The organism is Tardiphaga sp. 215_C5_N2_1 (assembly GCF_052076055.1).
In the GTDB taxonomy this organism is placed as follows: Bacteria; Pseudomonadota; Alphaproteobacteria; order Rhizobiales; family Xanthobacteraceae; genus Tardiphaga; species Tardiphaga robiniae.
The window spans coordinates 3,286,945-3,302,280 of the sequence record NZ_CP197240.1 but is presented as its reverse complement, the minus strand read 5'-3'; the positions used below and the strand labels follow the sequence as shown (position 1 = coordinate 3,302,280).

General features: G+C 60.8%; 14 protein-coding genes. 12 read left to right on the top strand and 2 right to left on the bottom strand.

The genetic code is table 11. The features are described 5' to 3' along the window. The first annotated feature begins 99 nt into the window (after positions 1-99). The 6 genes from AB7828_RS15765 to AB7828_RS15740 all read left to right on the top strand — a co-directional run bounded on the left by AB7828_RS15765 (position 100) and on the right by AB7828_RS15740 (position 6,204). Positions 100-1,320: a LysR family transcriptional regulator gene (locus tag AB7828_RS15765; RefSeq protein WP_439064913.1), complete on the top strand. Its 1,221-nt coding sequence runs from the start codon at positions 100-102 to the stop codon at positions 1,318-1,320. A gap of 183 nt (positions 1,321-1,503) precedes the next feature. Next, positions 1,504-2,712, top strand: coding sequence for an ABC transporter substrate-binding protein (locus AB7828_RS15760; RefSeq protein ID WP_441230548.1), 1,209 nt, complete (start codon positions 1,504-1,506; stop codon positions 2,710-2,712). Between the two features lie 155 nt (positions 2,713-2,867). After that, the gene (locus AB7828_RS15755) at positions 2,868-3,740 is read left to right on the top strand and encodes a branched-chain amino acid ABC transporter permease (protein WP_439064911.1); all 873 of its coding nucleotides are present in this window, start codon (positions 2,868-2,870) and stop codon (positions 3,738-3,740) included. Between the two features lies 1 nt (position 3,741). Continuing rightward, positions 3,742-4,746: a branched-chain amino acid ABC transporter permease gene (locus AB7828_RS15750; RefSeq protein ID WP_439064910.1), complete on the top strand. Its 1,005-nt coding sequence runs from the start codon at positions 3,742-3,744 to the stop codon at positions 4,744-4,746. Then, positions 4,739-5,497: an ABC transporter ATP-binding protein gene (locus AB7828_RS15745; RefSeq protein WP_441230547.1), complete on the top strand. Its 759-nt coding sequence runs from the start codon at positions 4,739-4,741 to the stop codon at positions 5,495-5,497. The genes AB7828_RS15750 and AB7828_RS15745 overlap by 8 nt, the downstream gene beginning before the upstream one ends. Further along, positions 5,497-6,204, top strand: a complete 708-nt coding sequence (locus AB7828_RS15740; RefSeq protein ID WP_441230546.1) for an ABC transporter ATP-binding protein — start codon at positions 5,497-5,499, stop codon at positions 6,202-6,204. Before AB7828_RS15745 ends, AB7828_RS15740 begins: the two co-directional genes overlap by 1 nt. A gap of 4 nt (positions 6,205-6,208) precedes the next feature. On the opposite strand, the gene AB7828_RS15735 is transcribed toward AB7828_RS15740, so the two are convergent. Further along, the gene (locus AB7828_RS15735) at positions 6,209-6,682 is read right to left on the bottom strand and encodes a hypothetical protein (protein WP_441230545.1); all 474 of its coding nucleotides are present in this window, start codon (positions 6,680-6,682) and stop codon (positions 6,209-6,211) included. Then, entirely contained in the window at positions 6,679-7,590 is a 912-nt protein-coding gene (locus AB7828_RS15730; protein WP_441230544.1) for a helix-turn-helix transcriptional regulator, read from the bottom strand. Before AB7828_RS15730 ends, AB7828_RS15735 begins: the two co-directional genes overlap by 4 nt. Before the next feature lie 158 nt (positions 7,591-7,748). On the opposite strand from AB7828_RS15730, the gene AB7828_RS15725 reads away from it, so the two are divergent. The 6 genes from AB7828_RS15725 to boxA all read left to right on the top strand — a co-directional run bounded on the left by AB7828_RS15725 (position 7,749) and on the right by boxA (position 15,267). Further along, the gene (locus AB7828_RS15725) at positions 7,749-9,299 is read left to right on the top strand and encodes a benzoate-CoA ligase family protein (protein WP_441230543.1); all 1,551 of its coding nucleotides are present in this window, start codon (positions 7,749-7,751) and stop codon (positions 9,297-9,299) included. Positions 9,300-9,320: 21 nt separating this feature from the next. After that, on the top strand, positions 9,321-10,139 hold the full coding sequence (locus AB7828_RS15720) for an alpha/beta fold hydrolase (RefSeq protein WP_441230542.1): 819 nt from the start codon (positions 9,321-9,323) through the stop codon (positions 10,137-10,139). A 12-nt stretch (positions 10,140-10,151) separates the two neighbouring features. Next, the gene (locus AB7828_RS15715) at positions 10,152-10,646 is read left to right on the top strand and encodes a DUF309 domain-containing protein (RefSeq protein WP_441230541.1); all 495 of its coding nucleotides are present in this window, start codon (positions 10,152-10,154) and stop codon (positions 10,644-10,646) included. Between the two features lie 111 nt (positions 10,647-10,757). Next, complete coding sequence (gene boxC, locus AB7828_RS15710; protein WP_441230540.1) at positions 10,758-12,446, top strand: 2,3-epoxybenzoyl-CoA dihydrolase; 1,689 nt, start codon at positions 10,758-10,760, stop codon at positions 12,444-12,446. 104 nt (positions 12,447-12,550) lie between these two features. Then, positions 12,551-13,996 (top strand): benzoyl-CoA 2,3-epoxidase subunit BoxB, encoded by a 1,446-nt coding sequence (boxB, locus tag AB7828_RS15705; RefSeq protein WP_120286981.1) that lies wholly within the window; start codon positions 12,551-12,553, stop codon positions 13,994-13,996. Between the two features lie 77 nt (positions 13,997-14,073). Then, the gene (boxA, locus tag AB7828_RS15700; RefSeq protein WP_441230539.1) at positions 14,074-15,267 is read left to right on the top strand and encodes a benzoyl-CoA 2,3-epoxidase subunit BoxA; all 1,194 of its coding nucleotides are present in this window, start codon (positions 14,074-14,076) and stop codon (positions 15,265-15,267) included. Positions 15,268-15,336 lie beyond the last annotated feature (69 nt).

Below are 15,336 nucleotides of genomic sequence, written 5' to 3'. Positions count from 1 at the left end.
AACGCAATTGCGCATCGGGGGGATATCCCATTTGGTGGACATCCTATACGCTCTCGCTGCAGCGCGGAAAAATCGACTACAGACCCGGATGACAATGGAATGGACATTGCGACCTTGGTGATGACAGCCGTGGTGCTCCGTTGCGGCAATGTGCGTGAGGCCGCGCGCCAACTTGGACGCGCACCCAGTACGCTCTCGGCAGCGGTGAAACGGTTCGAGCGCTCCATCGCAGCGCCGTTGTTGAATCGCGTAGGTGCCGCGAGCTTTCTCACGCTTGAGGCACGGCGAATGCTGGACGAGATTGAAGCCGCAGCGGATATCGCGATGGGGATGATCGCGCCCGATAGGGCAGGCGATGCAGCACGGGCTTTCTGCGCCGAGTGTGATGTCAGTCTCACGGCCTTGCAGCGTGTCGCATTGGTTGCGGAAACTGGCAGCGTTCGTCGTGCCGCACGCATCATCCGTCTCGGTCAGCCGCAACTCGCGCGTCAGATTGCACGCGTTGAAGATGAACTCGGCAGCGTGTTGTTTCATCGCTCCCGTATCGGTGTCACGCCGACGCCGGCATGCCAGTTGCTGGTCACGTCGCTGGCTGAACTTGAAAAAACCATGCAGCGACTGTCACGGCGTGCGCGTGAGCGTTTTCGTTCGACCAATGCCACCATCAGGCTCGGGGCGGTGATGCCGCTCGGCCATGAAAGCAATGTCGCGCGGCTGCTGGCCTTTCTCGTCGCAGCCTGGCAGCGGGATCGGCCGACGCAGCCGCTGTTTGTCACCAATGGTACGGCAGAGGATCTGCTGACCGGCCTGAAAGACAAACGGTGCGACGTCGCGCTGATCGACAGCGATACGATCCCGGCCGATGTCTCGTCTCGGGCGCTGGTGCGATCGAAGCTTGTGGTCGTCGGCGCGCGCGCGGTGCTGGGTGACCAGCCCGATGTCATGCAGGTGCTTCGGCAACAGCCGCTAGCGCTACCCAGCCGACGCACCGGGCTCGGCCAAGCCGCGCACAAACTGCTGGCGCAATTGCTGCCTCAGGCAGAGATCGATGCGCTGACAATCACGGAAATCGACTCGATCCCGATCATTGCCAACCTGATGCTGGATTTCGGCTTCGTGTCAGTACTCCCCGAAAGCGCGCTCGTCTCGTTCGATGCACGCCTCGTGGCGCTGCCGGTTGATCCCGGGCTTGAACTTATCCTGTCGCTGGTCTGGGTACAGACCGAAGGCGCGCGGCGCGGCGCCCGCTCCATTCTTGCTGCCCTGCGCAACTATGCGCCGGCAACGCCAGCAGCCGCCATGATGGTGAACAGCGATTGATTTGAATGAGCGTGGCTACCCACTGCCGCTGACTATGAATTATAATTCTTGATCTTTTCCAATTTCGTGCATTATGCTGCAGAGATGCGAGCGCGGGTGGAGGGCAATGCTCCCACCTGGCGTCAATCTGCATTGGTAGGCCGGATCAACCGGTCATCAATTATTCCGAGGGGAGACGAGCCGATGACCACCAAGGGGTTTCTGCGTCCGTTGACGCGGCGCGCCATGCTGTCCGGGACCGCCGGTGCAGCAACATTCATTGCGACGTCGCCGCTTCATAGCCCGGCCATCGCGCAGAACGCGCCATTGAAGGTGGGGATGATGCTTCCCTACACCGGGACCTATGCGAAGCTTGGCCAGTTCATCGATGACGGCTTCCGCCTTTATGTCGAACAGAAGGGCGGCAAGCTCGGTGGGCGCGACATTGCGTTCGTGCAGGTGGACGATGAATCGAAGCCGGAATCAGCCACCGACAACATGAACCGGCTGGTCGGCCGCGAGAAGGCTGACGTCGTTGTCGGCACCGTTCATTCCGGCGTGGCCATGGCGATGGTCAAGGTCGCGCGCGACACCAAGACACTTCTGATCATTCCGAATGCTGGCGCCAATGATGCGACTGGTCCAGCCTGCGCGCCGAACATCTTCCGTACGTCGTTCTCGAACTGGCAGAGCACCTACCCGATGGGCAAGGTGATGGCCGATGCCGGTATCAAGAACGTGGTCACGATCACATGGCGTTATACCGCCGGTGCGGAGATGATCGGCGCCTTCGCTGAAAACTTCACCAAGAACGGCGGCAAGATCGTAGCTGACCTGACGGTGCCATTTCCGGAGGTGGAATTTCAGGCACTGATCACGCAGATAGCACAGTTGAAGCCCGATGCCGTGTTCAGCTTCTTTGCAGGCGGTGGCGCGGTGAAATTCGTCAAGGACTATGTGGCGGCCGGCCTGAACAAGACCATTCCGCTTTATGGCGCGGGCTTTCTGACCGACGGTACCATCGAAGCGCAGGGTGAAGCCGCCAAGGGCATCAGGACGACGCTGCATTACGCGGACAATCTCGATAATCCCGCCAATCTCGCCTTCCTCAAAGCCTTCAAGGCCAAGACAGGCAAGGACGGCGATATCTACGCCGTACAGGGCTACGATGGCGCGGCGCTGCTGGATATCGGGCTGACCGCCGTCGGCGGCGACTTCAATGCGCGCGACAAGATGATCGCGGCGATGGGGGCTGCGAAGATCGACAGTCCGCGCGGGCCGCTGTCCTTCAACAAGGCGCATAACCCGATCCAGAACATCTATCTGCGCGAGGTCCGCAACGGGCGTAACGAGATGATCTCGATCGCCCAGGCCGATGTCGACGATCCCGCGCGGGGCTGCAAGATGACCTGACGCATCGTTGCGCGGTCTGTCGATGAAGATCGAATCGTCGAAGCCTGTTACGCGCAATACCGTCCGTGACGGAGGCGTAGCTGCGAAGCCAGGTACGGCCTCATGCTTGATTGCGCCGGCGACTGAAGGTGGCCCGCCGTGACTGGATTGATCTGATGGACCTCATCACACTAGGCGTTCAGTTGCTGAATGCGGTTCAGTATGGCGCAGTCCTGTTCCTGGTCGCGAGCGGCCTGACACTGGTGTTCGGCATCCTGGGGGTCATCAATCTCGCCCATGGCGCGTTCTATATGCTCGGCGCCTATCTGGCTTACTGGATCACGTTGATGACCGGCAGTTTTGTGGTCGCCTTGCTTGGCGGCGTGCTGGTTGCCTTCATCGCCGGCATTCTGCTTGAGACCGTCTTCGTTCGTCTTCTCTACGGCCGGGATCATCTGGCGCAGGTGCTGCTCAGCTTCGGCCTCATCCTGGTCATCGATGAAATCAGGCAGTTGCTGTTCGGCAAGGACGTGCACGCGGTTGCTCCACCCGCGTGGTTGTCGGGGTCGATCCAGCTGACCGACAATCTGTCCTATCCGGTCTACCGGCTGGCGATCTGTGTATTCTGCCTGATGGTGGCACTCGTCATCTTCTTCGTAATCACGCGCACCAAGATCGGCATGATCGTGCGGGCGGGCTCGGAAAATCGTGAGATGGCGCGCGTGCTCGGCATCAAGTTCGACCGGGTCAATCGCTACGTCTTCGCCGCCGGCATCGCGCTGGCGGCGCTCGGCGGCATCCTGATCGCGCCGATCTCGACAGTGTTTCCCGGCATGGGGGATGGCATGCTGATCCTGTCCTTTGTCGTGGTCGTGCTCGGTGGCATCGGTTCGGTCGCTGGCGCAGCCGTCGGCGCACTACTGATCGGCCTCACAGATACGTTCGGAAAGGTGTTCTTTCCCAGTGTGTCCAGCATTCTGATCTATGTGGTGATGGCAGCCGTGTTGCTGTGGCGGCCCAGTGGAATTCTCGGACGCCAGGATGCTTGATATGGGCATGCCCAATCTGCGGGCCCGGTTGTTCGGCATAGCCTGTCTGGCTATGGCGATTGCGCTGCCATTCTGCGTGTCGACCTATTACACGCAGTTTTTTGCCAAGGCGCTCATCATGGGCATGCTGGCCATGTCACTGAATCTCGTGGTTGGCCATGGCGGTCTGGTGAGCCTCTGTCATGCCGCCTTTTTCGGCCTCGCCGGATATGTGCTTGCGCTGATGTCGCCTCGTTATGATGCGGCGTCGCTGTTAACGACGCTTCCGATTGCGATCCTGTGCTCTGGCACGGCGGCCCTGCTGATTGGCGCACTGGTGCTGCGCACCCGCGGTGTCTATTTCATCATGGTGACGCTCGCCTTTGGCGAGATGCTGTTCTTCTTCTTCCACGATACCAAATTCGCGGGCGGATCGGATGGTATCTCCATCAATATCCGGCCCGAGATCGCCATTGCCGGCCGTCAATTGCTCGATCTCGACAAGCCCATGACTTTCTACTTTGTCGTGCTGGGTTTCCTGGTGGGCGTGATCGCTCTGCTCACGATGGTGGTCCGCTCAGCGTTCGGGCGGGCGCTGGCGGCAGCCCGGGACAATGAGCGCCGGGCACGGTCGCTCGGCTTTCCGATCTTCCGCCTCCGCCTGACGGCGTTCACCCTGTCTGGCGCGCTGGCGGGCGTTGCCGGTTATCTGGCCGCGGCGCAGTTCGGTTTCGTCGCGCCGCAGATGCTGGGATGGCACCAGTCGGCGACAATCCTGGTCATGGTGCTGATCGGTGGCCTGCGCTCGGTCACCGGGCCGCTCGTCGGTGCGCTGGTTCTGATCGGCATGGAAGAAGTGCTGAAGGCGCATCTCGACAACTGGAAGCTTGTCGAAGGCCTGATCATCATCGGCATCGTTATCCTGCTACCCAACGGTGTCCGGCAGATCTGGTCGATGGTGTTCGGGGCGTCGCCGCAACGCGCGGCCGAAATCAAGCCTGCAGCTGCGGAAGCCCGCCATGCATGACATTGCGCTGCGTGCCGCTGGATTGCAGAAGCGCTTCGGAGGCCTGCTGGCCGTTTCCGATGTGTCGATCGACATTCGCGCCGGCGAGATCCATGCGGTGATCGGCCCGAACGGTGCCGGAAAATCCACACTGATCAATCTGCTGGCCGGCGAACTTCTGCCAACCTCGGGTGAGGTCCTGTTGAATGGCGCGGATATTACATCGTTATCGCCGGACCGACGCGCGCGCGCCGGCCTCGGCCGCGCCTATCAGAAGACGACGTTGTTTGCGCAATTCAGTGTTCATGAGAATGTGCGTCTTGCGGCGCAGGCTCGTTCAACCGCGCCGCTCCGGATGTTTGGCGGCACGCGGTCCGACCGGCCATACCTCCAGTTGGTCACCGATGCGATCGACCGGGTCGGATTGTCCACACGGTCGCAGGTCATCGCCGACAGATTGAGCCACGGCGAACAGCGCCAGCTCGAAATCGCGATGGTGCTGGCGACCAATCCGCAGGTCATTCTGCTCGATGAGCCACTGGCCGGCATGGGACCATCGGAGGCGCGGGGCATCATCGGATTGATTGCGTCGCTGAAGGCCGACCGTGCGCTGCTGGTGGTGGAGCACGACATGGATGCAGTGTTCGAACTCGCGGACCGGTTGACGGTGATGCAGGACGGTCGTGTCATTGCCACAGGTTTGCCACAGGACGTGCGCGTGGATCCTGGCGTACGCGCCGCCTATCTCGGGGCTGATGGAGGCGTCGCGTAATGGCCTTGCTCGAGGTGAAAAAGCTCGATGCGTTTTACGGCGCCAGCCAGATTCTGCACGGCGTCGATCTGACCTTTGCGCCGGGTGAGCAGGTCGCGCTGATCGGTCGCAACGGTATGGGCAAGACCACACTGCTGCGCTCGCTGATGGGATTGATGCCCCTTTGCCGTGGCAGTTTGCGTTTCGACGGCCGCGATATCCGCAATGCAGCGCCCGAAACGATCGCGCGATGCGGCATGGCACTGGTGCCGGAGGGGAGGGGCATTTTCGGCTCGCTATCGGTGATCGAAAATCTGGTGATGGCTGCGCGACCAGGAAATCATGGTCGTCAATCCTGGACCCTGCCGAAAATCTTCGAGCTGTTTCCGCGTCTGCACGAACGCCGCAACAATGGAGGGCATCAACTGTCGGGGGGTGAGCAGCAGATGCTGACCATCGGCCGCGCGCTGATGACCAATCCAGATATGATCATGATCGACGAAGCCACGGAAGGTTTGGCACCGCTGGTGGCGCAGTCGATCTGGCAAACGCTGGCGATGGTCCGGGGCGAGGGCATTGCGACCATCGTCGTCGACAAGGATTTCAGGAGTCTGGCAAAAGTCGCCGACCGAATGGTGATCCTGTCGAAAGGCTGCGTGGTGTTCGACGGAACGCCGGCAGCATTGGCCGCGCAGCCCGGCGTGCTGGAGCGCCATCTCGGCGTTTGAGCGATCAGGCCACGACGACGGTCAACGCATCGTCATCGGCCGCAAGAATATTGTCGGAAAGCGGCTCCGGCCATTGCACGACCAGACGGCCGAACAGATCGTTGAGTTCTTCCCGGTCAATGACGTCATAAAAACAGGGCGTCGTTGCGCGCGCGATGAAGCTGTGCAGCAGGTGGGCGGCGTCGTAGTCATAGACGATATCGCCGGGAACGCTTCCCGGCTTGCGCAGCAGGAAGGTTCGCAGGCTTGTCAGGCGTGCCTGCCCGCCGTCTGTTGCGGCAAAGGAGAGCACGGCTGTCTGATGCGCGATGCGTGGTCCGTCCTGCATCCGGTCATACATCGGCAGCGCATTGGCGCTGATGACATCGGCGAGATCGCGGAAATCGTTTGAGACGTCTTCGGAATGCAGGGTGTTGCGGATCGCCATGACACCGGCGGGATCGAAGCCGCGTGCTTGCAGAAGCTCGCCCAGTGTCACGACGCAGCGCTTCTCAGTCCGAAAGCCTGGGCATTGGTGTTCAACACGCGCGATACTGCGCCGACCAGTTGCGCGGCAGCCTTGTCCTTGCTGAGGCCGGCCGTATCGACAATGGCGGATGCGCGGGAATAGAGCGGTTCGCGGCTCAGCAGGATCGTGCGCAATTCCTGCATGGCGGAGCGGTCGTCGGCCATCGGGCGCAAGTCACCCTGGCGGCGGACGCGCGCCATATGCTCTTCGGGCTTGGCCTTGAGCCAGATCGTGTAGAACGACGACAATACGCGATCGAAGGTCACGGGTTCCGAGACGATGCCGCCGCCGGTCGCAAGGACGATGGGCTCCTTGCGTCCGAGCAGGCCGTTCAGCGCGGCCTGTTCCATGCGGCGAAAGCCCTCCTGTCCATAGAGGGCGATGATCTCGGCGACCGATAGTCCGTTGTGCTGCTCGATCTCCTTGTTGAGTTCGACGAAGCTCCAGCCGATCTTGTCCGCCAACAATTTGCCAAGCGTCGATTTTCCGGCGCCGCGCAGCCCGATCAGGGCGATGCCGCTGAATGACATATAATTCTGGAACTGACCGTTCCCGCGTCCGGCGAGAACGTCCTTGGCCTGGGCGATCTGGTTCGGTGTCGCGTTGCGAACGAGGTCGCGAATGACCGGCCACTCCGTTGTCGGTTCGTCCGCCGGAATCAGATCTTCGAGATGGGCACCCATGGCGCCGGACACCCGGCGCAGCAGCACGATAGACACGTTGCCCTTGCCGCTTTCCAGTTGCGCGATGTAGCGCTCCGAAATCCCTGACACTTTTGCCAGCACCTTTCGCGACATGCCGCGCATGCCGCGCATGGTGCGGACACGCTGACCGAGCTGTTCAAGAAAGGCAGTTTCGGGATCGGCCTGGTCGGTCATGTGGTGTGCGTGCTCGCAGAGGATTTCAGGAAAGATAATTCCGGATGCGATTGACAGCAACCGGAGTTGGTGACTTTATATGAATTATAATTCAAAAAAGACGATAGGGAGAGCACCGTGAGCAACGGTTGTGGAATCGCCCAAGGTGCAGACGCATCATGAGTGGGCCGTCCAGTTCTTACAATGCGGTGACCTGGCTTCTCGACCGCAACATCGATGAGGGCCGTGGCAGCAAGCTCGCCTTCACCGATACCGTGACCGAACTGACCTATGGCGACCTGCAGGTAAAAAGCTGCCAACTGGCCAATTTACTGAAGCGGCTCGGTGTCCGGCGCGAAGAACGCGTCGCGATGATTATGCTCGACACCGTCGACTTTCCTGTGGTGTTCCTCGGCGCGATCCGGGCCGGCATCGTCCCGGTGCCGCTCAACACTCTGCTGACCTCGGACCAATATGCCTATGTGCTGGCCGATTGCCGGGCGCGCGTGTTGTTCATTTCCGCGGCGTTGTTGCCGGCGGTCGACGAGATGCTCGGTCGTTTGCCGGATCTTGAGCATGTGATTGTGGTCGGTGGCGCTGGCAATGGCCGCAAGAGTCTGGCTGACGAAGTCAGGAATGAGAGCACAAGCTTCGCCACGGTCGCGACCCATGCGGACGAACCTGCCTTCTGGTTGTATTCGTCCGGATCCACGGGCATGCCGAAAGGCGTTCGCCATCTGCACGCCAGTCTGGAGGCAACGGCGACCACCTATGGCAAGCAGGTTCTCGGCATCCGCGAGGACGATGTCGGACTGTCTGCGGCCAAATTGTTCTTCGCCTACGGTCTCGGCAACGCCATGACATTTCCCATGTCGGTCGGCGCTACGACGGTGCTCAATCCGGAGCGACCCACGCCGGCCACGATGTTCGGCCTGATGCGGCGATATCAGCCGAGCATCTTTTTCGGGGTGCCGACATTGTTCGCGGCGATGCTGAACGATGAGGGGTTCAAAACGGAAGCTCGCCTCCCGCGCCTGCGCATTTGCACCTCGGCCGGCGAAGCGCTTCCGGAGCCGGTGGGGAATGGCTGGAAGAGCCGCTTCGGCGTCGATATTCTCGATGGCGTCGGCTCAACCGAACTGCTGCATATCTTTCTGTCGAATGCTCCCGGCGATATCAAATACGGCACGTCCGGAAGGCCGGTACCAGGTTATCGTGTGCGGCTCGTCGATGACGCGGGGCTCGATGTCGCCGATGGAGAAATCGGCGAGTTGCTGGTCGATGCGCCTTCCGCCGGCGAGGGATACTGGAATCAACGCAGCAAGAGTCGTCGCACCTTCGAAGGGCATTGGACGCGCACCGGCGACAAATATGTGCGCGACGCCGACGGGCGCTATACGTTCTGCGGACGTGCCGATGACATGTTCAAGGTGTCCGGCATCTGGGTGTCTCCGTTCGAGGTCGAGAGCGCGCTGATCGCCCATCCCGCCGTATCCGAAGCGGCGGTCGTGCCGGAGGCCGACGCCGAGGGGCTGTTGAAGCCGAAGGCTTTCGTGGTGCTGAAACCGAATGCCGTGGTCGAGGGCCTGCGCGAATCATTGAAGGATCACGTCAAGCAACGGATCGGTCCGTGGAAATATCCACGCTGGATCGAGGTTGTCGATTCCCTTCCCAAAACAGCCACCGGAAAAATCCAGCGCTACAAATTGCGCGATGGAGCGACGGTCTGAAACCGAGAGATGGATGACAAGATGAGTGCATTGCAATCCGCGGGACGGCTGACCATCGGTGCGTCCGAACTCGAATACCGCATGATCGGTCCGCAACCGGATGCAGCGCCGACCATCGTGCTGCTGCATGAAGGGCTGGGCTCGGTCGCGCTGTGGGGCGACTTCCCGGACAAACTTCAGGCAGCGACCGGCGCCGGCGTCTTCGTCTATTCGCGCGCTGGCTACGGTGCATCGACGCCGGTCGCGCTGCCGCGGCCGCTGGACTACATGCATGTCGAAGCACTCGAGGTGCTACCGCAACTGCTCGATGCCATCGGCTTTCGCCGCGGCTTGCTGGTCGGTCATTCCGATGGCGGATCCATCGCCGCAATCTATGCCGGCGGCATTCAGGATCATCGCATCCGCGGCGTCTCGATGATTGCGCCGCATTTCGTCGTTGAGGATATTTCCGTCACGTCGATCGCCGAAATCAAAACGAGTTACGAGCAGGGCGACCTCAAGGCCAAGCTCGCGCGCTGGCATGATGACGTCGACAACGCGTTCTATGGCTGGAACGGCGCATGGCTCGATCCGCAGTTCCGTGACTGGGATATTTCCGACTATCTCGCTTATGTGCGCGTGCCCGTGCAGATTTTGCAGGGAGCCGACGATCAGTACGGCACCATGAAGCAGATCGAGATCGCCGAGGTCGAATGCTATTGCCCGGTGGATGTCGAGATCATGCCCGGCGCTGCGCATTCGCCCCATCGCGAAGCCCCCGAGGCAACCTTGCGGGCCGTGGCGGATTTCGCCAATCGTCTACTGCATTTTCACGGCGAGGGCGAATTACGCGCTGCGTAAGCGAGCACGATCGTGACTGTCACTCCTTCTCTCGCGATGCCGCGCTGGCCCTATCGGCTCGGCAAGCAGACGAAGGCTGATCACGACACGCTCGCGCTGGCCAAGGCACTGGTCCCGATGCGCTATGCAAGCTTCGTCCCGGCCAGTGATCCGGCGTTGCGCTATGGGCTCGGGCTCAACGATGCCGGCTTCTTCTGGGAGGCTCACGAAATTCTCGAGGCTGTCTGGAAGGTCGCGCCGCAAAGAGGGCGCGACCGGATTCTGCTTCGCGCCTGTATTCAGGTTGCCAATGCCAATCTGAAACTCAGTTTGCAGCGGCCGCGCGCGGCATATCGATTGCTGCAGGACGCACTGTCCGAACTCGATGAACTCGCCATGCGTCCGCCGGCGGGTATTGCCGGAAGCTTTTCCGAGCACTTTCCGGTCGCGATGCTGGCGTCTGCGCTCGCGCATCAACTGGCGATCGACGAGGCCGAGCGGGGTCCGGTCAAGATCACCGGAACATGAAAGAAAATGCATAATTCTATCGGATTTTCCTAGACGCCCTCAATATCATGAATTATTGTGCATATAAGCAAGGCGCACAGCGCATGAATCAAGACTGTCAAAGGGTGGAGCATGGCCGCAGAGCAACGCGTTCTCTCGAACGGCGCCAAATTTATCGACTTCCAAACCGATCCGTCGCGCTACCGCCACTGGAAGCTCAGTGTCGATAAGGCCATCGCAACGCTCACCATGGATGTTGATGAGAATGGCGGTCTGTTCGAAGGCTATCAGCTCAAACTGAATTCCTACGATCTCGGCGTCGATATCGAACTGGCAGATGCCGTGCAGCGGCTTCGCTTCGAATATCCCGAGGTCAAGGTTGTGCTGCTGCGCTCCGGTAAGAACCGCGTGTTCTGTGCTGGCGCCAATATCCGCATGCTGGCCGGCGCGACCCACGCGCACAAGGTCAATTTCTGCAAATTCACCAACGAGACCCGCAACGGCTTCGAAGACTCGAGCGAAAATTCCGGCCAGCGCTTCATTTCGGTGATCAACGGTACCGCTGCGGGTGGCGGCTACGAACTGGCGCTGGCCACCGATCACATTATCATGGCGGACGATGGTTCGGCGGCGGTGGCGCTGCCGGAAGTGCCGTTGCTGGCGGTGCTGCCGGGCACTGGCGGTCTGACGCGCGTGGTCGACAAGCGCAAGGTGCGCCGCGATCACGCAGATTACTTCTGCACGATCGAGGAAGGCATCAAAGGCAAGCGCGCAGTGGCGTGGCGGCTGGTCGATGACATCATTCCGAACAGCAAGCTTGAAGCCAAGGTCGCGGAGCGGGCCAAAGAGTTTCTGGCGACGTCGAAACGTAGTGGCGCCGGCGATGGTCTCAAGCTGGCACCGCTGAATCGCTGCTTCGATGACAGCGGTATTCGTTACGGTCTGGTCAATGTCGATATCAATCGCGCAGAGCGAATTGCTACTATCTCGATTAAAGCGCCTGACGCGGCGGCGCCGTCGGATGTCGAGGGCATGATGGCGCGGGGCGCTTCCTTCTGGCCGCTGCAGGTGGCGCGCGAGCTGGACGACGCCATTCTGCATCTGCGAATCAATGAACTTGAGACAGCCATGCTCGTGTTCAAGTCGCATGGCGAAGGCGCCAATGTGCTGGCTCATGACGCCTTCCTCGAAACGCACAAGGCTCATTGGCTGGTCAACGAGATCCGGCAATACTGGAAGCGGGTGTTGAAGCGCATCGATGTGACCTCGCGCACGCTGGTGACGCTGGTCGAGCCGGGCTCGTGCTTTGTCGGCACGCTGGCCGAACTCGTCTTCGCTGCGGACCGCTCCTACATGCTGGTCGGCCAAAAGCAGGGCGACAACCGCGCGCCGCCGGCCATCGTATTGAGCGCGATGAATTTCGGACCTTACCCGATGAGCCACGGGTTGACGCGGCTGCAGTCGCGCTTCCAGGCCGATCCAGAAGATGTCACCCGCGCGAAAGCGCGGATCGGCGAGCCGCTGGATGCGGAAGCTGCCGAGCAGCTCGGGCTCGTCACCTTCGCGCTCGATGACATCGACTGGGATGACGAGGTGCGCGTGTTCTTCGAAGAACGCTGCAGCTTCTCACCCGACAGCCTCACAGGCATGGAAGCCAATCTGCGCTTTGTTGGGCCGGAGACGATGGAATCGAAAATTTTTTCACGGCTGACCGCCTGGCAGAACTGGATCTTCCAGCGGCCCAATGCGGTCGGCGAGAACGGCGCGCTTGGACGTTACGGCACCGGCCAGAAGGCGCAGTTCGACATGACGCGCGTATAGCGTCCGCAACTGGAACAGCGCGGCCATGTGTCACTCTTTGGATAAATGCAAGTCGGTGGCTTGCCCAATTCGAACGATCAGAAATACAGCGGGAGATCCCAGTCATGAACATCATGAATGTCGACTACAGCACCAAGATTCCGAACAACGTGAATCTGGCCGAGGATCGCCAGGTGCTCAAGGCGCTGGAGGGATGGCATCCCGGCTATCTCGATTGGTGGAACGACATGGGGCCTGAAGGTTTTCAGGAATCCCTCGTCTATTTGCGCACCGCGATATCCGTCGATCCCAAAGGCTGGGCCAAGTTCGACTATGTGAAGATGCCTGAATATCGCTGGGGCGTGTTGCTGGCGCCGCAGGACACCGAGCGCAAGGTGAACTTCGGACGACATATGGGCGAACCCGCCTGGCAGGAAGTGCCCGGCGAATATCGAGCGATGCTCCGACGCCTCGTTGTCATTCAGGGTGACACGGAGCCAGCGTCGGTCGAGCAGCAGCGTCATCTCGGTCAGACCGCGCCGTCGCTCTACGACTTGCGCAACCTGTTCCAGGTCAATGTGGAGGAGGGCCGCCATCTCTGGGCGATGGTCTATCTGCTGCAGAAATATTTCGGCCGTGACGGCCGCGAGGAGGCCGACGATCTTCTCCGCCGCCGCTCGGGCGATGCCGATGCGCCGCGCATGCTCGGTGCGTTCAATGAGGCGACGCCGGACTGGCTGTCCTTCTTCATGTTCACCTTCTTCACCGACCGCGACGGCAAGATGCAGTTGGAGAGTCTGGCGCAATCCGGCTTCGACCCGCTGTCGCGGACCTGCCGCTTCATGCTGACGGAGGAGGCGCATCATATGTTCGTCGGCGAGACCGGCGTCGGGCGCGTGTTGCAGCGAACCTGCGAAGCGATGAAGGCGGCGGGGATCGAGGATCCTAACGCCATCGAGAAAATCCGTGCGCTCGGCGTGATCGACCTGCCGACCATGCAGAAGAAGATCAACCTGCACTATTCGCTGTCGCTCGACCTGTTCGGTTCGGAAGTTTCGACCAATGCCGCGAATTTCTACAATTCCGGACTGAAGGGCCGCTTCCAGGAGACCAAGATCGAGGATGATCACCAGCTCACCAACGACATCTATCAGGTCCTGAAATTCGTCGATGGCGAAATCAAGCTGGTCGACGAGCCGGCGCTGACCGCGCTCAACATGCGCCTGCGCGACGATTACACCGCGGATTGTGCCAAGGGCGTCGAGCGCTGGAACAAGATCATCGAGAAAGCCGGCGTCAATTTCCGCTTCGATCTGCCTCACACCGCGTTCCATCGCCAGATCGGTGAATTCCGCGATGTGAACGCTTCGCCGAAGGGCATCATCATGAGCGATGCCGCCTGGGCGAAAGCCAGGAACGACTATCTGCCGTCCGTTGACGACGGTGATTTCATCGCGTCGTTGATGACGGCGGTCAGCGAGCCCGGCAAGTTCGCCAGCTGGATATCGGCGCCGAAGGTCGGCATCGATAACAAGCCGGGCGACTTCGAATACGTAAAGATTGCGGCCTGAAACGGGCACGCGCGGCGGAGGGATTTCCAGCTTCCCCCCGTCGCTGTCAGTCCTCGATGGCACGTGCGGGATTTGCCATGAACGCCCCTTTCAAACAGCATCTGATCGATCCGGAAATCTGCATCAGGTGCAACACCTGCGAAGAGAGCTGCCCGGTGGATGCGGTGACGCATGACGACAACAACTATGTCGTCAACGCAGAGATCTGCAATTACTGCATGGATTGCATCTCGCCATGTCCGACCGGCGCGATCGACAATTGGCGCGTCGTCGCGGCGCCATATTCGCTCGACGAGCAGTTCTCCTGGAGTGACCTGCCGGCGCAGGAAGAGATCGCGGACAACGGCGCTGGCGCGGGCGCCATCGAGGCGCTCGAGGATGAGATCGGCGCGTTGCTCGAAGAAGCACGCAAAGGGCTAGGCGGTAAGCCCGTCGCGCCGCTGTCATCGAGCAAGGCGTCGGTCAATCTTTATAACCGCGGCAAGCCCGCACTGGCCACGGTGACCGGCAATTTCCGGCTCACCCACGCGACGGCCGACTCCGACGTGCGCCATATCATCTTGGATTTCGGCGAGCAGCCATTTCCCATCCTCGAAGGCCAAAGCATCGGCATCGTCGTGCCGGGCCTGGGCGCGGACGGCAAGCCGCATCAGGTGCGGCTCTATTCGATCGCGAGTTCGCGCGATGGCGAGAAGCCGAACACCAACAATCTGGCGCTGACCGTGAAACGTGAGTCCGGCGGGCTGTGCTCGAACTACCTGTGCGATCTGCCGCGTGGCGCAAAGGTCGAAGTCACTGGACCGTTCGGTGCCACCTTCTTGCTACCGAACGATCCTTCGGCGAATGTTCTCATGGTCTGCACTGGCACGGGCTCTGCGCCATTCCGTGGCTTCACGGAGCGCCGCCGGCGCGCGATGCCTGGCGCGCCCGGGCGGCTGCTCCTGTTCTTCGGTGCGCGCCGCCCCGAGGAGCTGCCCTATTTCGGTCCGCTGCAGAAGGTCCCGGAGGAGTTGCTGGGCAAGCACTTCTGCTATTCGCGCGTGCCGGGCGAGCCACGGATCTATGTGCAGGATCGTATCCGCAGCGAAGCTGCTGCGATCACGTCGCTGCTGCGCGACGCGCAGACCCACGTCTATATCTGCGGGTTGAAAGGCATGGAAAGCGGCGTTGAAGAGGCCTTCGCCGATATTTGCCGCGCCGCGTCGATGGATTGGTCGGATCTGAAAGCGGCGATGCGCGGCGGTGGAAGATATCACGTCGAGACTTACTGATCGATGTTGCATCCGAACTGGCAACGACCGGTTCGACTGAACAGCCCGAACAAGAACAAAGACGGGTAA